At 45.5% G+C, this 19,622-nt stretch carries 12 protein-coding genes; 9 read left to right on the top strand and 3 right to left on the bottom strand.

Annotated elements, in window-relative coordinates; all coding sequences use genetic code 11:
- Positions 1 to 135 precede the first annotated feature (135 nt).
- From FKX85_RS09695 to FKX85_RS09685, 3 genes are all read right to left on the bottom strand, one after another.
- The gene (locus tag FKX85_RS09695; protein ID WP_141614537.1) at positions 136 to 507 is read right to left on the bottom strand and encodes a hypothetical protein; all 372 of its coding nucleotides are present in this window, start codon (positions 505 to 507) and stop codon (positions 136 to 138) included.
- Between the two features lie 389 nt (positions 508 to 896).
- Positions 897 to 2,600 (bottom strand): RagB/SusD family nutrient uptake outer membrane protein, encoded by a 1,704-nt coding sequence (locus FKX85_RS09690; RefSeq protein ID WP_141614536.1) that lies wholly within the window; start codon positions 2,598 to 2,600, stop codon positions 897 to 899.
- A gap of 11 nt (positions 2,601 to 2,611) precedes the next feature.
- On the bottom strand, positions 2,612 to 5,860 hold the full coding sequence (locus FKX85_RS09685) for a SusC/RagA family TonB-linked outer membrane protein (RefSeq protein ID WP_229239816.1): 3,249 nt from the start codon (positions 5,858 to 5,860) through the stop codon (positions 2,612 to 2,614).
- A 322-nt stretch (positions 5,861 to 6,182) separates the two neighbouring features.
- Here FKX85_RS09685 and hflK point away from each other — a divergent pair, with 322 nt between their 5' ends.
- From hflK to FKX85_RS09640, 9 genes are all read left to right on the top strand, one after another.
- Complete coding sequence (hflK, locus tag FKX85_RS09680) at positions 6,183 to 7,160, top strand: FtsH protease activity modulator HflK (protein ID WP_141614534.1); 978 nt, start codon at positions 6,183 to 6,185, stop codon at positions 7,158 to 7,160.
- Entirely contained in the window at positions 7,157 to 8,095 is a 939-nt protein-coding gene (gene hflC / locus FKX85_RS09675; RefSeq protein ID WP_141614533.1) for a protease modulator HflC, read from the top strand. The genes hflK and hflC overlap by 4 nt, the downstream gene beginning before the upstream one ends.
- 389 nt (positions 8,096 to 8,484) lie before the next feature.
- Positions 8,485 to 9,120 carry a response regulator gene (locus FKX85_RS09670; RefSeq protein ID WP_141614532.1) on the top strand — a complete coding sequence of 212 codons (636 nt, stop codon included), beginning with the start codon at positions 8,485 to 8,487 and terminating at the stop codon, positions 9,118 to 9,120.
- A 494-nt stretch (positions 9,121 to 9,614) separates the two neighbouring features.
- Entirely contained in the window at positions 9,615 to 10,508 is an 894-nt protein-coding gene (locus FKX85_RS09665; protein WP_141614531.1) for an N-acetylmuramoyl-L-alanine amidase, read from the top strand.
- Between the two features lie 133 nt (positions 10,509 to 10,641).
- Positions 10,642 to 11,502: a BadF/BadG/BcrA/BcrD ATPase family protein gene (locus tag FKX85_RS09660; RefSeq protein WP_141614530.1), complete on the top strand. Its 861-nt coding sequence runs from the start codon at positions 10,642 to 10,644 to the stop codon at positions 11,500 to 11,502.
- 4 nt (positions 11,503 to 11,506) lie between these two features.
- Positions 11,507 to 12,331 (top strand): N-acetylmuramic acid 6-phosphate etherase, encoded by an 825-nt coding sequence (gene murQ, locus FKX85_RS09655; RefSeq protein WP_141614529.1) that lies wholly within the window; start codon positions 11,507 to 11,509, stop codon positions 12,329 to 12,331.
- A 7-nt stretch (positions 12,332 to 12,338) separates the two neighbouring features.
- Positions 12,339 to 13,886: a glycoside hydrolase family 10 protein gene (locus tag FKX85_RS09650; protein ID WP_141614528.1), complete on the top strand. Its 1,548-nt coding sequence runs from the start codon at positions 12,339 to 12,341 to the stop codon at positions 13,884 to 13,886.
- Between the two features lie 71 nt (positions 13,887 to 13,957).
- Positions 13,958 to 15,394 (top strand): sodium:solute symporter, encoded by a 1,437-nt coding sequence (locus FKX85_RS09645; protein WP_141614527.1) that lies wholly within the window; start codon positions 13,958 to 13,960, stop codon positions 15,392 to 15,394.
- A 108-nt stretch (positions 15,395 to 15,502) separates the two neighbouring features.
- Positions 15,503 to 19,615 (top strand): AAA family ATPase, encoded by a 4,113-nt coding sequence (locus FKX85_RS09640; RefSeq protein ID WP_141614526.1) that lies wholly within the window; start codon positions 15,503 to 15,505, stop codon positions 19,613 to 19,615.
- Positions 19,616 to 19,622 lie beyond the last annotated feature (7 nt).

Genomic DNA, 19,622 nt, shown 5'->3' with positions numbered 1-19,622 from the left:
CATACTAAATACGTTGTACTTCCCTATTACTCCCAACCCGGCACCTTATTAGCCGAACTGATATTGAGTCAGAGACCGGCCTTGCAACCAGGCAAGCTAAACACTATAAAGATGCGGGGGTGTGCCCCTGCATCTTTAATAATCATGTTCCAATTCACCTGAATAGGTAATTGGTCCAGAAGGCGCTCCGTTTATCGTATAGTAAACAACAAGGTTATTGACAACCAAATCTATTTCGGAATTGTGATAAATTGATCCCGTGCCCGTGTAGGATGTAACAGCATAATATTGACTTCCGCTTAATGAAACACTGGTAATTCCAAATGCCTCATCATAAACTACATTGACTTGTATTTCTTCACTTCCCGCATCATATAAAAACCAACCATACCAAGTACTGCCCATTTGGACCATATCAACTTTTTGTGGGCTTTTAGCCTCCGCTATATCATGACCCAGTGCTATTATACAGGTAAACATTATAATCAAACCTATTTTTTTCATCATTTCTAAGTTTAGTTTAAAATTATTTTTCCAGTTCCCCCCTTTCCCATCGAGGCAATGACCAGCAAAGTGAAGCAATGACGTGCCGATAAGCTAACACCTGCACCAAGCACAACATACTTGATACTTTGTGCTTTCCTTTGTTATGACGGGGTCTGTGCCCAGGCAGGGACTCAATGTTTCTTAGTATCGGGGCAGAGAACCGAGCCCCGGTACAATCACGTCTTAGCGTTGTCCCGCCGTCTCTGCCGCGGGAGCACAAAGACTGAGTCTCCCGACTCAGCCTTACATTTTTGCTATCTGCATTTTCTCTTTGCTACGATCCACCTAACCTCCCTGCCGCGGCAGGGAGGAACAAACATACTTGATACATTGTACTTACCTCTCCAAGGTTACTCCCAGCCAGGATTTTGATCCAAGGTCACCCCATGCTGCTCATACAAAGTGATTTGATCCAAGGGGATAGGATCCAAATACACTTTGGGATCTTCAAACCTTCTTTGGGATGCCGCTGCTGTAGCAGGAATGATATAGCCTGTCTCACCATCAGTTAGCGTCACACTGCTTTGTAGGTCAGGGTAATCTGCCTTGGCGATCCAAGCACCGCGGTTGATATCCTCGTTGGCTTCGGTATCGCTGTATTCCAGCTTTTCCCAACGCTTCAGGTCATCCAACCGAAAGCCTTCCATCATCAGTTCAATCCTGCGCTCCCTTCTTATTTCCCAAATCAAAGAAGGCACATCAGGATCCCGCTCAGGATCATCATAAGCCACCCCATTCACACCTGGCTCATTGCCCACAAGTGTCAAATGAGGTATTCCTACTCCTGGACGGTCCCGGAGTACATTGATGGACATATCCAAATCAGCTTGTGTCAAAGCCGGGCCTCCTACAGTGGCCAGTTCTACAGCTGCCTCAGCATAGTTCATCAGCACTTCACCATAGCGCATTACCGGAGAATCGGTATAATTAAGGTTAGAACTTCCTTCAGGCAGGTCTTTTATCTCTTCATTGAGGAATTTAAGTATGGAATAGCCTGATGTCGAAAAATAGGAAATCACGCCATTCAGCCTCAACTCATCGGACACCAAGGTGCCATAAATCCTTCCATCCCGATTGGCCATGATATTTTCTATGCCTCGGTCACCTTGGTACAAAGGGGATAAACTGATCGGCAAACCATCACTGGCAAGGTAGCTCTCAACAGCGTCTTTTGACACACCGGACTGGGGTTCTTTGTTATTGTAGCTGTTTAGTGCATGGGTGATCAATCCCTGCTCATAGTGCCGGTAAAGGATCACTTCCGGATTACCAGCCAAGTTGAGGGAGTTGAACACCGTCCGATAATCTCCCAAAGAATAATTTCCGGCACTGATCAGTTCATTTGCGGCCCACTTGGCGGCTTCCAGATAAACTTGGGCTTTTTCTGTGTTGCCCTCATGGTACTTTTGCCAAGTGCCTTCATAAAGCATAATCCTTGACATAAACGCCAAGACCACATCTCTATTTACTGTCAGTCCCGGATCACCATCATTCTGCCGTACATTCTCTGCTGCAAACTGCAGGTCTTCCATCACCCGGTCCATCACAAAGTCCCTTGGATCCCGTGGCCTATAAAGATCGTCTTCATTGGTTTCATCCAATTCGTGATCGTACCAGGGCACATCTCCAAACTGCTTTACCAAGTCATGGTATTCCATGGCCCTGAAAAACCGGGCCACCCCGGACCAATGGTTGATCGCTTCCTCATCCATGGGCACTGTCTGGATTTTTTCAAGGTAAATATTGGCTTTCCTCACCCAGGCAAATGACCAACTTCCAAGGGTTGCCGGTACATTTTGCCTAAATTGAGCTGGATTTGTTGGTGCAAAATCATCGTTAAGGCTTTGGCCCGCAAAGAATTTACCCCAAGCGTACCCTGAGCCATATCCTCCAAAATAAGCTGTGTAAAAACCCCAGGAGAAAGTACGTACATTATTCTCACTGGTCCAGTATGTCTCATCTGTCAATTGATCCAAGGGTGGTTTATCAAGGAACTCTTCGCACCCCACCAACGTGACCAAACTTATTGCAATTGCTAATATTTTCGTTTTCATAATGCAGTCAATTATAAGGTTAGCTGTAAACCGAAAGAAAGGGTTCTGCTGTAAGGGTACACCCTACCAAAGGTATTTGGGTCATTTAAGCCCGCATTGGTATAATCTACCTCAGGATCCACCGGTAGGTCCAGTTTATCAATCTCGAACAAATTCTCCCCACTGAAGTAAACCCTAACCTTATCAATGTTCAGTCTACTGATCAATGAAGTAGGCAAGGAATAACCTATAGTGACGTTTTTCAACCTGGTATAGGACAGGTCTAACAGATACCTGGATTGGGGTCTGAAATTGGTAGGAGACTGTTGCTGACCAGCATCCGAGGGTGTTGGGTAGAACGCGTCCGGATTATCGGGAGTCCAATAATCCAGCTGGTGCTGGTACCACGCTTCAGCTGGCCGATAACCCGGGATAAATATAGGACCATTTGCCCAAAAATCCCTTTTTCCGACACCTTGGACGAAGAAGCTAAAGTCTATCCCTTTATAATCACCTCCTAACCTAAAGCCATACTGGTACCTAGGGGTGGAGTTTCCGATCACCTTGAGGTCCCCATGGTCATCCACGGTATTTGCCCCAAAATTAATTTCTCCATCACCATTAAGGTCCTTGTATTTTACATCCCCAGGACCAAAGAAAAACCACCCTTCTTCGAATACATCTTGGTTGGCAATACCTTCCTGCATGACGTATTTACCATTATCCAACACAAATTCTCCATTGGCATCCTTCACGAAATCGTCCTCGGTAAACAAACGATCGGTTTCGTATCCCCAAATCTCTCCTATCATCCTTCCTGGCCTGTTGGAGTAAACACTGGTATTATCCGCATATTCTGTGACTTTCTCCTTAAAATCAGAAACCACAGCCGTTGCAAATAGATTAAATCCGTTAGAGAAGGAATGGCTATAATCTACTGCCAGCTCCCATCCTGTGGTCTGTAACTCACCAAAGTTCTGTTTTGGAGCACCGGTTCCATAACTGGACGGCAATACTTCACCGGCACTGTGCATGTCACTGGTAGTCCTACGGTACCAATCAAAGGTGATCCCTAGTTTGTCCTGAAAAAAACGGGTATCAAAACCAACGTCCAATGTGGTCACTGTTTCCCAAGTCAAGGAAGTCGGAATGGCACCGGGAGTACCTGTGGTCAATTGGTTGTCCGAACCGATCAACCACCCTGAAGAATAAGAACTCATGATCCTATAAATATCACTCAAATAGGCATTCTGGTTACCAATGGCTCCCCATGAGGCCCTTAACTTTAAGAAGGACATCACATCGGTGACTGATTCCATAAATGGCTCCTCAGTCACTACGTATCCAGCAGACATAGAAGGGAAGAAGGCCCACTGTTTGGTCGGAGACAGCCTCGATGATCCGTCATATCTTCCATTTAGCTCTAGAAAATACTTGCCCTGGTAATTGTAGTTTGCCCTGGCAAAAGCACCAACAGTTGACCACTGATTCCTATCCCCTCCTACAAACTGCTCACCTGTGGCCAAAGCCAGTTCTCCTTTGTCCAAGTCCATCAAGTCCCTTCGTTGGGAACTTTGGTACCAATATTCATAGGCTTCTATATCTCCACCAAGCATAAACTTCAATGCATGGTCTCCCAACTGTTTTTCATAAGTACCAAACAGTTTTCCTACATTTCGATTGCTCCAGGAAGATCGATATTCTACCCTATTGTAAGAAGCACTGGTATAGGGACCTGCTTCCAAAGTGGGGCCAGCCCAAAAGTTATATCCAGAAACAACTCCCCCGGTACGATGTTCATGGTAATTATTACCATCATAGGTATAATTGGCATCTATGCTCAGTCCTTTTACTGGGCGGATTGTAGTACCGAGATTGATCCTGCTCAGCGAGGTGTTCTCCTCGTTCATTTTGGCTTGCTGTACCTCTGTAAGTGCACTTCTAAACGGCTCGCCTTCATAGGTTCCATACGGATAGATCTTTGGCCATCTGAAGAGATAATACCATGGATCATAGGTGTCACTGGAAAAGTAAAAAGGCTTGGTCAATTTGGTCTTACTGTACAGCACCTTTCCGCGTACATCCATCCAATCCGTTACGGAAGTATTGACATTTAAGTCGACAGAGTAACGATTAAATTGATCCGGATTTACTTTAAGTACACCATTCTGACCCAAATAACCTACCCCTAGTCGGTAGCTGGTTTTTTCACTGCCACCGGACACGGAGACATCATGTTTTTGCTGGGGTGTCCAATCCCGCATAAACATATCACCAGCATCCCAAGACCGATAGAAATACAATGCCCCGTCTCTCTCTTCAAAATCCCGTCCATATACCATTTCATTTCCTAGGTCCATTCCCCCATACTGCGCATCCCAATCCCTGATCCGGTCAATGGACTCTCTGTCTATCCTCATACCGATAGCTGAAATATAATCTCGGGAAGGGTCTCTTCTGGAAATAGCAATAAGGGCCATTTCTGCACCATCTGCCGCAGAAGCTACTTCTGGAGTCGTAGTAGGTGTCGCCCAAGAGAAGTTATTGGAATAGCTCACTTTGGGCGCTTCCCCTTTCTTACCGCTTTTGGTGGTGATCAGGATCACCCCCCAAGCACCTCTTGATCCATAGATAGAAGCCGATGCTGCATCCTTAAGAACTGAAATAGACTCAATATCTTCAGGATTGATCAGCTGTAGGTTCGGCACCTCCACATTATCCACCAGGATCAACGGCTGGGCCCCTCCTGAATTGCTCAATGTACCTGTCATGCCCCGTAACCTCATCTGTGGATTTTGGCCAATCTGACCACTTGGAGTGGTAATCGTCAATCCAGGTGTGGTCCCCTGCAGGCCCCTTCCAACATCGGTAATAGGACGTGATTCGAGCACCTTGGTATCCACCGTGGACACCGCGCCTGTAAGGTCACTTCGCTTCTGCGTACCGTAGCCGACCACTACCACCTCATCGAGCGATTTGGCCTCGGTCTCCAAGGCCACATTGATGGAGTTTTGGTCACCCACCTCCCGTTCTTGGGCGATCATTCCGATAAAGCTGAAGACCAGAATTTCGCCTTTTTCAGCTTGGATCTGGTAGTTCCCGTCCACATCAGTGGTAACACCCCTGGTGGTCCCCTTCACCAAGATACTTGCTCCAGGTAAAGTCCCTCCATCATCGGCACTTGTCACCGTACCGGATACATTCACGGCCTGGGCAAGTACTTGAAAATGGAACAGGAGAAAACATACCGCTCCTAAGAAACAGCGTAAAAGTTTTTTCATGTTTGACATTTTAGATAATAGTTAAGTGAATTGATTTTCGCTAAGAGCCGAATAAAAGCGGGGAGTTTACTCCATTTGGGTTTACTGTCAATTGCCCACCATTATTCTTTTCTTATTTTCTTTGGTCAAATTTTCCTAAAAAACCAGCTTATTCCATCCCTGAAAACAGGGATATTCCAAAATCACTACTATAAGAACCCTCCCAAAACCGGGCTAAATAGGCTTCATTAAAAAAAACCGTACATTTTGTGACTATCACCGTGCTCGTTCGGATAATTTTTTGAAGATTGATCCTTCATCAGCTTAAAAACAAATACTACTCATGAGCAACAGAAATTTCAACATCAACATTGATCCCGACATGATCAAAAGGAACCTGAGAAAAATAATCTTGGGTTTAGTGATCATTATCGCAGCATTCAGTGCCATCCATACCGTGGGGCCTGAAGAAGAAGGCGTGGTCATTCAAATGGGGAAGTTTAACCGTACGGTACAGCCCGGACTTAATTTCACTTTGCCTTTTGGTATCGAAAAGATGTATAAAATCCCAGTACAACGGCAGCTCAAACAGGAATTTGGGTTTCGTACCACTTCATCGGGACAGCGGTCAGACTATGTAAAGGAAGGCTATCAGGGCGAATCCACTATGCTTACCGGAGACCTAAATCTGACCGATGTGGAATGGGTCGTACAGTATAGGATCGTTGACTCGTACAAGTATCTCTTTAAAGTAAGAAATGCGGACAAAACACTACGAGACATGTCCGAGGCCGCCATGCGAAAAATCGTAGGTAACAGGACGGTCAATGAAGTACTCACAGTGGGAAGGCAAGAGGTCGCCAGCAGTGTGGAGCAACTCCTTCAGGAACTTTGCAATGAATATGAAAACGGTATCCGGGTGGATCAGGTGGTCCTACAAGATGTCAATCCACCCGATCCAGTAAAACCTTCCTTCAACGCGGTCAATGAAGCCCAGCAGGAAAGGGAAACCCTTATCAATCAGGCCGAGGCTGAATATAACCGTGTGATCCCAAGAGCGCGTGGAGTGGCACAGGAAACAATCGAATTGGCGGAGGCTTTTGCCCTGAACCGGGTCAACCGGGCCGAAGGGGAGGCGGATCGTTTTAACTCCCTTTTTGAGGCGTATAGTAAGGCTCCCGAGGTGACCAAGCAGCGGATTTATTTAGAAACCATGGAAAAAGTACTACCCAAACTGGGCAACAAGGTTATCGTGGATGAAAAAGGCAACAATGTCTTGCCGCTATTAAACCTGAACAAAAAAGGAGGAACAGAGAAATGAAAAAGCAAATTATTATATACATAGTATTGGGAATTATATTTCTTATTGCCGTCAATGGCACCGTATTTATCATGGATGAAACCCAACAGTCCATCGTAACCCAATTTGGCAAACCTGTAGGGGAACCGCGTACCACGCCTGGCATCAACTTCAAAGTACCCTTTTTGCAAAAGGTGCAGTTCTTTGATAAACGATACCTAGAATGGGACGGTGACCGTAACCAGGTACCGACCAGGGACAAAAAATTTATCTTTGTGGACACATACGCCCGCTGGGAAATCACCAATCCACTACAGTTCTTTATCCGTCTGAAGGATGAAAGATCAGCACAATCCAGACTCGATGATATCTTGGATGGAGAAACCCGCAATGCCATCGCCAATCATGACCTGCTGGAGGTCGTGCGCTCTTCCAACCGGAACCCGGAAGTAACGGCGCAATTTATGGAAGAGCTGGAAGTCCTGGAAGACATCTCCGTAGGCCGGGAAAAAATCGAGGATATCGTCCTGTCCAAAGCCAATGAACGGACATCAGATCTCGGGGTTAGGGTATTGGATTTTAAATTCAAACGCATGAATTATGTAAACGAAGTACGAGACAGGGTGTATGATAGAATGATCAGCGAAAGAAACCGGATCGCTGACCAGTTCCGCTCCGAGGGCCAAGGGGAAGCCCGTAAAATCCAAGGAAACAAAGAAAGGGACTTGGCCAAGATACAATCCGAAGCCTTTCGTGAAGCCGAAGAGATCAAAGGCCGCGCAGATGCCGAAGCCACGGCCATTTATGCCTCTGCTTATAATCAAAATAGACAAGCGGTGGATCTATATAAATTCCTCCGGACCATGGAAAGCTTCGAAAAATCCCTCGATGAAAACACCAGTATCATCCTGTCCACCGATACTGAATTCTTCCGGTATCTGAACAGACTTGATTAAGTGGGGAGATATATCGAGTGACAGAGACATAACATAAATAAAGGGTGTCAGATGCAGGTTCCTGAGCAGAGCCGAAGGGCCAGCATCTGACATCTGATTAATCCGCTTCTTCAGCTCCAGATCAATTAAAGGTTTTTGTTTTTTTCATATGATTGATCTCACCTAAATGCCTTATCCCTGAAAACAGTGATTTTTTCATTTTTTACCAATTTAAGGCAATAATTAATATAGGCCTCAAAACATACCTAAAGCAGGTTTTTAGGTAGAAATCACTCTTTTACAGCATTTATCAACCTACCACTAATGTAAATTCTATTTTAAAAAATCGTAAATTAATGTTAATTATTTGTCACAAATAGCCAGAAACATTTACCTTAATTTACTTTGCCATGATCAATGTATTGATAGCGGATGACCACCGCATGTTTATAGATGGGCTGAAAGCCATGCTCTGTGACATACCGGGCATCAAGGTGGTGGGTGAAGCTTTGAACGGCAAAGAGGCATTGGATTATTGTGTGGATCAGCCAGTGGACATTGTCATCATGGACATCAACATGCCCGTGATGGACGGGGTAGAGGCCACCAAGCAATTGTTAAAATGCCATAAAGCACTAAAAGTCCTGGGGCTGAGTATGCATAATGACCGGCACTTCATCTCTGATATGCTAAAAACCGGCGCCCAAGGATACATCCTTAAAAATACAGGTAAAAACGACTTGGTAGAAGCCATCCAAACCCTGCATTCAGGAGGCACTTATCTGGGAGAAGAGGTCAGCAAAACCCTGCTCACGAGCTTCATGAAGCATCCTGGCAAAACCCAATTCTATGAAAAGCTCTCTGAAAGGGAAATGGAAGTCCTGGGTTGTATTGCCAATGGCCTCACCACTCAGGAAATCGGTGATAAGCTCTTTATCAGTAAAAATACCGTAGAAACCCACCGCAAAAATCTCCTGTATAAATTACAAGCCAAAAACACCGCTGAACTGGTCAATAACGCTTACAAAAGAAGACTGATCAGTTAAATGAATTGGAAGATTGTGTGACACTGCGCCGAAGGCATCCCCATGAGAAAGTCGTCGCATTAGAAAGCCCCATTGGCACATGATATCTGCCACATCTCAATTATCCCTTTTATTGTTTGTTGTCCTGGTTGTGCTGAAAAGGCCTTTTGGAAACGGTCATCGTGTTTTCGTGCACATCCCTGATTAGTGTTGACCGGATTAATCATTGGTTTTCATTGTCAAACATCGTAATAACTGATCTTTCCATAGATGGAATTTTAGACCAATTCCTTTCAAACTCCTCCGGACTTTTGCTATAACGAGAGCTGTAACCATCCATAACGAATTGTGCTTGCCTGCTCCAATCTACCCCACCTATCCTCCCCGCCGCGGCGAGGAGGGATGTCTCAATACTCATATCTAGACACTATCCATCAAATCCCTGATTTCGGTGAGTCAATACCTGCTTTTTTTTACAATATTTGTATATTCATTACTCACTTAGCCCCCCTTTTATGAATTACAGTAAATGCCAAGCACTTTTTCTGCTTTCCACGCTAGGAATGCTGCTATTTTCGTGCAGTCCAAAACCCTATGCGAATGTCAATAAGGCCCATAAAAAGCAGGTAGAAGCGCAAGTGGAGAAAATCACCGCCACACCAGCAGTAAAACAGGACGTTTCGGACACCACTCGCCTCAACGACCTCTGGGTAGGCACTACCAACTTTAGTATCAGAAAGCCTAACTTTGTCATCATCCACCATACCGCCCAAGATTCCCTGGCTCAGACTATTCACACTTTTACCGTCCCACATAGCCAGGTCAGCTCCCACTATGTCATCGGCAGGGATGGTGCCGTGGTCCAAATGCTCAATGACTACCTGAGATCCTGGCATGCAGGAAAAGGCATGTGGGGCCATGACACCGACCTGAACTCCTCCTCCATCGGTATAGAACTGGACAATAACGGCCGTGAACCTTTTGCTGAGGCCCAAATAGAAAGCCTGCTGAAGCTTTTAAAAAGATTGAAGGAAGGGTATAACATCCCGACGGCCAACTTCATTGGGCATGCCGACATTGCCCCTTCCAGAAAAGTGGATCCCAGTGCCCATTTCCCATGGAAAAAACTTGCTGAAGAAGGCTTTGGCATTTGGTATGATGATTTTTTGCTTATGGACATCGCCGTGCCAACAGATGAAATAAACTATAAAACCGAGACGGTTATGCTGGAACCTGTCCCAACTTCGTTTAAGCCAAAGGAAGCCTTGAAAATCATCGGATATGATGTAAGTGACCTGGATGCTGCCATCCGCGCCTTTAAACTTCATTTTATCCAGAAGGATATTGAAGCCGGCCTCAATAATAATGACATTAGGATCCTGCACAACCTCTACAAAAAATACCTGTAACGATAATCCAGTGATTATGTCAAATCCCTATTTTCAGGGATGCCTTAAGGAGCAAATACCAACATCTTTGTAATCAGTAGTGATTACCTGAAATAGGATCAGTCACCCGTATTGTCAAATTAAACTGATAAATATGCTATTAATTGCGGATAGTGGATCTACCAAAACCGACTGGAGATTGGTAGATGAAGAGGGAAACACCATTGATTCTGTACAGTGCAAAGGGTTAAATCCTTACTTTTTAACAGAAAGAGAAATTGCCGGGGTAATTGAAAAAGAAGTGCTTCCTGTTGCCCGACAAGCGGAAAAAGTCATATTTTATGGTGCAGGATGTGGTCTTGCTGCCAAGGTGGCCCAGGTGAAATCCGCAATTGAATCCGTCCTTCCCGTGAAATACCCTACCGAAGTCTATGGCGATATTCTCGGTGCGGCCAGAAGCTTGCTGCAAGACCAGAAAGGCATTACCTGCATCTTGGGAACAGGGGCCAACTCTTGCGTGTATGATGGTCAGGAAATTATCGGCAATGTTCCTTCTTTGGGATACATCCTGGCCGACTGGGGCAGCGGAACGGTGCTCTGCAAAGATTTGATCGCCCTGATTCTTCAACAAAGAATAGACGGTGAAATCATCGATGACTTCCATGCCACCTACCCCATGGACCTTCGGCAAATGCTGGATAAAATTTACAATAAGCCGCAAGCAAATCGCTATCTGGCCTCATTTACGCCTTTCCTGTTGAAATACGCACACCATAAGGCCTGTGAGAAGATTCTTAAGGACAACTTCAGAAAATTCTTTGAATACTATGTATTGGCTTACGATGAGAAGTCCCTCTCCGAAGCCATCACCTTCACTGGATCCATCGCTTATCATTTCAGCGATTTTCTTCGCAGTACTGCTGCTGAATACGGATTAGAAATCAATAAAATCGTCCAACACCCTATGAAGGGACTGGTAAAATACCATTGCCAAACGGTACCCGCAATCAAATAAGATCATGTCTGAGCTCAATTCTCTCACTACAGAAACTTCCTCTCTTTATGAGGACTTAGAAAAGATGAATGCCCGTGAACTCCTGGCAAACATTAATCAAGAAGACCAAAAAGTAGCAACTGCCGTACAAGCAGCCATTCCGCAAATTGAAAAACTGGTCACGGCTACCGCCGACAAAATGGCCAAAGGGGGGAGGCTTTTCTATATCGGTGCCGGCACTTCCGGAAGACTGGGAATCTTGGATGCATCCGAAATACCACCTACTTATGGCGCATCACCAGAGCTGGTCTGTGGGCTGATTGCCGGTGGAGACAAGGCCATTCGCCAAGCCGTGGAAGGAGCGGAAGACGACCTCTACCAAGCCTGGACTGACCTAAAAACTCAGCACATCACCGAAAATGACGTCCTCATCGGCATCGCTGCTTCCGGCAAAACCCCATACGTACTGGGAGGTTTGCAGACAGCAAAAGCCCATGGGATATTGACAGGAAGCATTGCCTGTAATACCAATGCCCTGATATCGACCAAAGCGGACCATCCCATTGAAGTGGAGGTCGGGCCTGAATTTGTGACAGGAAGTACCCGGATGAAATCCGGAACTGCCCAAAAGCTCGTCCTGAACATGATCAGCACCAGTCTGATGATTTTGCTCGGCAAGGTAAAAGGCAACAAGATGATCAATATGCAACTCAGCAACCAAAAGCTGGTTAAAAGAGGCATCCGGATGATCCTTGGTGAAATCCCCGGCCTGGATCAAGAAACTGCGTTAAACCTATTGACTTCTCATGGTTCTGTAAAAAAAGCCATTGAAGCTTATCAAAAAACCTAAACCGATCATGATATTTACTTGGAAACAAACAGCTGCACTCGCACTGATTAGTTTGCTGATCTGTGTATCGGCGATGGCCCAAGAATCTCCTAAGCGAGAGCTAAGAGCGGCCTGGATCGCTACGGTCAACAACATCGACTGGCCAAGCCAACCTGGACTTTCTGCTGCTGAGCAAAAAGAAGAATATGTCAACCTTCTGGACACCCTTGCTGCTGCCGGGATGAATGCCATCGTCATGCAGATCCGCCCTACAGCCGACACTTTCTACCCTTCCAGTTTTGAACCTTGGTCCGCTTATCTCACGGGGGCACAGGCGCGACCACCTGTACCCTATTACAATCCACTGGCATTTATGATCGATGAGGCCAAGAAAAGAAATATGGAATTCCATGCTTGGTTCAATCCCTACAGGGCTTCCAACAGTTCCGGTTTTGTTCCTTCTGCCGGGCACCCCTTGGTGAAGCATCCAGAATGGTTTGTGCAGTATGGGGGAAAATGGTATTACGACCCCGGCATTCCAGAAGCGCAGGAATATGTACTTCGGTCCATCATAGAAGTGGTCAAGCATTACGACCTTGATGCAGTACATTTTGACGACTATTTTTATCCTTATAAAATAGCGGGGGAAGAATTTCCAGACAGCGATTCTTTTTCCCAATATGGCAACCGATTTACGGATATTGGCGAATGGAGAAGGTATAATGTGGACTACTTTGTCGAAGAACTCTCCAAGAGGATCAAAGCAGAAAAACCCTTTGTAAAATTCGGTATCAGCCCGTTTGGGGTATGGCGTAACGCCGATGTGGATCCCAGAGGATCTGCCACCAAAGCAGGGCAAACCAACTACGACGACCTTTATGCTGATGTCCGTAAATGGTTAAAAGAAGGGTGGATCGATTATGTCGCGCCACAGGTTTATTGGCACATCGGCTTTGAACTGGCAGAATATAAGACCTTGGTCAAATGGTGGGCAGACAACAGTTATGGACGGCATGTTTACATTGGCCAGGGAATTTACCGGGTCGGCCAAAAAGGCTGGAAAGACAAAAATGAAGTGGTCAATCAAATCCAGTTTAACAGGACCTTCCCCATCGTAAAAGGCAGCATGTTCTTCAGTGCCAAGACCATTGTCCAAAACAAGGAGAACCTCAACTCCCAACTGGAAAAAGTTTATCCCCATCCCTCCCTGCCTCCCATCATGCCCTGGATCAGCCAATCTGCACCAACTGCTCCTCATCACATCATGGCAACAGGCAGCCCTGACACTGGAATCACCCTGAATTGGCAGGCAAGCCTAAAAGAAGATGCAAGTTATTTTGTAATTTACCGATTCGAAAAGGAAGGGACCTTGGACACCAATAATTCGGCGCAGATCATCGCCAAAGTACCCAAGTCTCCATACGCACAGCAAAGCTGGAAAGACAATACCATTCAGAAACGGAGTACGTACCACTATTATATCACCGCTGTGAACCGGCTTCACAATGAAAGCAAGCCATCTCCAATTATCACCGTTGGCACCAAAGGCAAAAGAAAGCAGGTAATAGGAGAATAAAGAGACAAGAACAAAGAAAAAGTTTCAACTCGATTCAGGACGTGATAAATCAAAACATATAAAGCATTCCCATGAGCCAAAGCCTAGTATTCATCGTCATTTCATCCTACTTCTTGTTGCTTCTATTGATCAGCTACCTGACCTCGAGGAAAACAGATGAGTTGACTTTTTATACAGCCAACAGGCAGTCTCCCTGGTATTTGGTGGCTTTTGGGATGGTAGGTGCCTCACTATCTGGTGTGACTTTTATTTCCGTTCCTGGTGAAGTCGGCAATTCTTCATGGAATTATCTGCAATTCGTAATGGGCAATATGGTGGGATACGCGGTTATTGCCATGATATTGATCCCACTCTTTTATAAACTCAACCTGATCAGCATTTATGAATACCTCAGGGACCGTTTTGGCCCGAAGGCTTACCTTTCAGGTTCAGTGATCTTCTTGGTTTCTCAAACAATCGGGGCATCCTTCCGGCTGTTTTTAGCTGCTACTGTATTACAGATTGCTTTTTTTGATGCGTATAACATACCCTTTTTTGTCACAGTACTGACCACAGCGACGCTGATCTGGATATACACATACAGAGGCGGCATCAAGACCATCGTATGGACAGACACTTTACAGACGACCTTTCTGCTACTGGCCGTGATCATCAGTATTGTGATCATCTGCCAGCAGCTTGACCTGAGCATGGGCGAGATCACCAGTGTCATCAAAGAAAGCCCGCTCTCGACAGTTTTTGAATGGGATCCTTTGTCCAATAAAAACTTCTTCAAAATGTTCTTTGCCGGGGTGTTCATCACCATTACCATGAACGGCCTGGACCAAAATGTCATGCAGAAAAACCTCACCTGTAAAGACCAAAAGGAGGCAAAAAAGAACATTTTATGGTTTTCGATCAGCTTCTTTATCTCCAACCTGTTTTTTCTGTCACTGGGCGTACTGCTGTATTATTTTGCCGCCCAGAACAACATTGCCATTCCGGAAAGCACTGATGAGCTTTACCCTATCCTTGCATTGGATCATTTTGGTACATTGGCAGGTATTACCTTTCTGCTTGGAATTATAGCGGCTGCTTTTTCAAGTGCTGATTCGGCCTTGACAGCACTGACTACGTCCTTTTGTGTGGATGTGCTGAAGTTACCATCAAAAATACACCTCAATCAAAAGGCCACTCGCCTAAAAGTCCATATCGGGTTTACTGCATTGATCTTTGTGGTTATTATCGTATTTGACCTTCTCAACAACAGTAGTGTGGTAAGCGCGGTCTTCAAGGCTGCGGGCTTTACCTATGGCCCGCTGTTGGGATTGTTCACCTTTGGTCTGTCCAACAAACTGGCCGTTAAGGACAAGTGGGTACCGGCCATTTGCCTTGCCTCTCCTGTAATTTGTTACATCTTGGACCGCAATTCGGCCCAGTGGTTTGGTGGCTACCAATTTGGTTTTGAAATCCTCCTGGTCAATGGCGCACTGACATATTTAGGCCTATTACTGGCGATGAAAAAGTAAAAGGATTAACTTGAGTTGTAAAAAAACTTGATGTACCATAAAAAATACTAAACACAGGTATAATTTAGTAATGTTGATTTTACAATATAATTAATCATTGTTCTTGCCATGCCTTATCCAGCTGCTTCGTCCATCTCACTCATCCCCCACCACCCGGAGCTCTCTAGAAAGCTGGATGACTTCATCAAACACACCAAACAAACCAACCTATCCTCCCCGTGCGGACTTATCATCACGGGGCCCTCAGGAGTGGGAAAAACCCATTTGATAGAACAATACTTGAATAGATATAGAAATGACTACTTGTTAGTTCCTATCAGCCACCTTCAGCAACAGCGTAACATACCCTATGCAGGGATAAAAACAGGGATTGGGGAGTTTTTGCGAAAAGTATACAAGGAAATGGCCCCCGACCAGTTTGAATCCTTTTCTGTTCAACTCAAAAAGAAGCTTGGCGAGCATTTTCCGCTCCTTTTTGATTATATTCCTGAGCTGACCTTGCTGATTGAGAAAGACACCATTCCGCCCACGTCGCCTACACCAAAAGTAGAAAACCAACTATACTCGCTTTTTAGCATGCTTTTTAGTTTCCTGAGTGATTTTCTGGGCAAACCGTTGTTGATTTTCATCGATAACATGCAATGGATGGATGGTTCCAGCGTCAACCTACTGCACTATCTTTTACTTCGTTTATCCCCAGAACAATTGCGGCTAATCGGTGCCAGCAGGGAATCAAAGACAGACATTCTCAGGGTAAACCAGTTAATGGAATGGTTGAATTTTGAGACCAAAAAACTGGAAATCATCCCATTACACAGGTTGCGCACTGAGCAGACCCACTTCTTCCTTGAGGAAATTTTGGGCGCCCCCCTTTCCCCTGATCTTCACACCTTGTTTCACAGCCTGTGTGAAGGAAATCCAAGTTATATGCAGGTATTGGCCGAAAGCCTTAAAGCAGGAAAATTGATCACGTTAAAGCAGGGCATATGGTCTGGGGATATCTCTCAAATCCAGGATCGCTTTAAAGGCCAAAATGCCCGTGAAATTCTTTGGGATCGGTTAAAAGCACTCGGTAGCCCCACGCTTAGCTTATTGACCTGGCTTTCCTGCATTGGGAACTATAACCGGCAAGTGCTCCTTTCCTTATTCGATAATAATGAAAATCTTCTTCAGAACAGCCTTCAAGAAGCCCTGGAGATTGGCCTGCTCACTTTACAGGAAGGTGATTTTCGTTTTTCCGAAACGTATATTGGCGAAGTGATCTATGAAGGCATTCCTCTTACTGAAAAAGCCAATCTCCACTATCTCATTGGCAAAGACATCCTCCGAAAAGATTTGGCCAACCTCAGCAGTACTGAAAAAGTCCTGGCCGCCCAGCACCTCAACCAGTCACTTGACCTGGTCAAAGAAAAAGGAGATACGCTGCTTTGTGCCAAGCTCAATCTCGAGGTAGGCAAGCTGCAAAAACAGGACAATGGTTATGAGCAAGCCAGGCAATTTCTGAAAATCAGTTCCGATCTCTTCAAAGCCCTTCCTTGGGAAAAGGTCAAAGACCTCTATTGGAAAACCAATATGGAAAGGGCAAAAGTGGAATATTACCTTGGCGAATATGATCTGGCCGAAATCCACCTTGACCATTTACTGGAAAGGTTGCTTGATCCAGCAAAAAGAGCCGAAAGCTATATCCTTAAAATCACCATTAACAATCATCTTGGAAGATACCGAAAAGTGGTTTCCATCCTCCGGGAGGCACTTTCTGAGCTTGGGCTTACCCTCCCCGCTGAAGAGGCCAATCTCCAAGCCGCCATTGACCAACTAAAACAGGAGATCGCTATCTCTGCACCACAGGGTAGCCGTTCTATAGCCCCTACTATCCATCAACACTTCATTCTAAAACTGCTGTATGTCGGCGGTATGGCACTGCACCATACGGCCGACACTTTAATGATCTGGGCAGCCTTACAGATTATTAGCCGATCCAAAAACAGCGAAGATGAAGGCGTGAAGGCCATTGGCTATGTGAGTTATGGAAGAATGAACATCATCGCAGGAAATATCGACCACGGCTATCTGCTAGGCTCTAAAGGGCTTCAAATCAACCAAAACCTTCAAGACATGCAGTATCGATGCCGGGTTTTTGGGGTGTTTGCGTTTTATATCCAACCCTGGAAAAAGTCCTTTGATAAAAGTGTCTCCTTGTTGATGGAAGGTATGGAAGCTGGAAGAAAAGCAGGGGACCTCATTGGCCTGTATATTCTAAAAACCCACCTTTTCAATCTCCATTTTCTTTCAGGATATCCTCTCGGATCCTTGTTGGATTTCACCTTTGAGGAATCCTATCCCGGCATGGAGCTTACCTATTACATCACCCACTACCAAAAAAGCCTTATTCGGTACCTGTCAGGAGAACGTTCATTTTTTTCGATACCCAGACAACAACCCAGCTGGCTGGCCGCAAAGCTGACCATCCAGGAAGAACGATTTTACCGTAATCATGTCTGGGCGAGGTACTATTTTCTTTTTGGGCATTACGAACAGGCAGCCCGCTGTGCCAGGGAAGCCAATGCAAACCGAAAACTTCAGGAGGGTTCCCCGCTGGTACCAGCCAATTTAGTCCTATTGTTCCTTTCGGTTAGCCAAAATTGGCATAACCTACCGCCTAGTGAAGCTGCAAACCACCTTGAAGAACTAAAAGAAATTCGAACAGCTTGTGATCTTTGGTACCGTCATGCTCCCGAAAACTATGCGGCGACCTACTGGCTGCTCAATGCTGAGTGGGCAAGAATAAACGGTCATCAAAATGATCGGATTACCGAACAATACCAAAAGGCCATCCAAAAGGCCGGAAAAAACCATTACGATCTTGGCCTGGCAAACGAGTTGCTTGCCAAATACCTGCTGGACCAATCAGAAAAGGATGCGGCCATCAAGCACCTAAGGCAATCCATCAATGCTTACAAGGATTGGGAGGGGTATGCAAAGGAAAAACAATTGAACCAACAATACCAGGTACTGCTGAATGATCGCTCCAAGGATCTCCAGCCCAATATCGAAACCGTACTGAGGGAGTTGAGTGGCGACCTGGAATTGGATCCATTATCCAAAAAGCTGATGGTACTTTTAATGAGGATTTCCGGTACTGACAGAACCGGCATTGAGTGGATCGAAAACAATGGTGATGTGCTGGACCAAAAGCACCTTAGCCTCCTTCCCAAAAGCGACCATACCGCTCCCCTTCCTTCAGGATTGATGCTCATGTGCCACCGTACTCAGGCACCGCTCATCGTGAATGACCTGGAAAGAGAAAGTACCTTTTCTGAAATAGCAGCGCTAAAAAATAGCGGCGTGAAATCATTCCTGATCCTACCGATAAACATCAATGGCTACCTGTCCATGGTAATCTATCTGGAAAACAGTCATACCCAAGATCACTTTTGCGAAGACTTGGTCAGGTGGATTCGCATTATTGCCAACCAGGGAGGAATGATCATAGAAAATGCCCGAACCCATGAGAAAACGCTCTTGCTCAACAAGGAGATCCGAAAAGAGATCGAAGAAAAAAAGCAGCTTGTTTCCTTTATTGAACAGCAAAAAAACAACCACCTCAAAGACTTGATCCAGACCCAGGAAGACGAACGAAAGCGCATCGCAGGTGAACTGCATGACAGCCTGGGATCGCTGCTTTCTACCATAAAAATCCAACTGCAAGGCTTACAAACCCTACAATCTACCCCAACCAAAAGCCAAAATGACACGCTCCAAAAAATGGATGAAGCCATCGAAGAAGTAAGACGGATAGCGCACAATATGTCCCCGGTATCACTGAGGCGCTTTGGGCTACCTTCTGCATTACAAACCTTAGTGGAACAAATCAATGCGAGTGGCAAAATGCGAGGAGAGCTGCAAATCCTGGGTATGGAGGAGCGATTACCAGAGCAAAAAGAACTCACCATCTACCGCATCTGTCAAGAGCTCGTCCAAAACACACTGAAACATGCACATGCCTCCCATCTGCATTTACAGCTCATCAATCACGGGGATTCACTAAACATCACCGTCGAAGACAATGGTGCGGGCATGGACCAACAAAAAATCTCCAGCGGTTTTGGGCTACTGGGCATAGCAGCCAAAGTACAGATGCTCAATGGCACGTTTGATATCGAAAGTCAGCCAGGTAAAGGCTTCTTGGCTGTTATTGATATTCCATTAGGTCAATCATAACAAAAGC

It is taken from the genome of Echinicola soli, from assembly GCF_006575665.1.
Lineage (GTDB): Bacteria > Bacteroidota > Bacteroidia > Cytophagales > Cyclobacteriaceae > Echinicola > Echinicola soli.
Note: the sequence above shows the minus strand (reverse complement) of the source record. Positions and strands in the feature narration are given on the sequence as shown.

What these genes read in the sequence shown, in the direction of transcription:
- murQ (WP_141614529.1), top strand. Translation starts at nt 11,507, where the DNA reads ATGTCTGAGCTCAATTCTCTCACTACAGAAACTTCCTCTCTTTATGAG.
- hflK (WP_141614534.1), top strand. Translation starts at nt 6,183, where the DNA reads ATGAGCAACAGAAATTTCAACATCAACATTGATCCCGACATGATCAAA.
- FKX85_RS09645 (WP_141614527.1), top strand. Translation starts at nt 13,958, where the DNA reads ATGAGCCAAAGCCTAGTATTCATCGTCATTTCATCCTACTTCTTGTTG.
- FKX85_RS09665 (WP_141614531.1), top strand. Translation starts at nt 9,615, where the DNA reads ATGAATTACAGTAAATGCCAAGCACTTTTTCTGCTTTCCACGCTAGGA.
- FKX85_RS09660 (WP_141614530.1), top strand. Translation starts at nt 10,642, where the DNA reads ATGCTATTAATTGCGGATAGTGGATCTACCAAAACCGACTGGAGATTG.
- FKX85_RS09640 (WP_141614526.1), top strand. Translation starts at nt 15,503, where the DNA reads ATGCCTTATCCAGCTGCTTCGTCCATCTCACTCATCCCCCACCACCCG.
- hflC (WP_141614533.1), top strand. Translation starts at nt 7,157, where the DNA reads ATGAAAAAGCAAATTATTATATACATAGTATTGGGAATTATATTTCTT.
- FKX85_RS09695 (WP_141614537.1), bottom strand. Translation starts at nt 507, where the DNA reads ATGATGAAAAAAATAGGTTTGATTATAATGTTTACCTGTATAATAGCA.
- FKX85_RS09650 (WP_141614528.1), top strand. Translation starts at nt 12,339, where the DNA reads ATGATATTTACTTGGAAACAAACAGCTGCACTCGCACTGATTAGTTTG.
- FKX85_RS09690 (WP_141614536.1), bottom strand. Translation starts at nt 2,600, where the DNA reads ATGAAAACGAAAATATTAGCAATTGCAATAAGTTTGGTCACGTTGGTG.
- FKX85_RS09670 (WP_141614532.1), top strand. Translation starts at nt 8,485, where the DNA reads ATGATCAATGTATTGATAGCGGATGACCACCGCATGTTTATAGATGGG.
- FKX85_RS09685 (WP_229239816.1), bottom strand. Translation starts at nt 5,860, where the DNA reads ATGAAAAAACTTTTACGCTGTTTCTTAGGAGCGGTATGTTTTCTCCTG.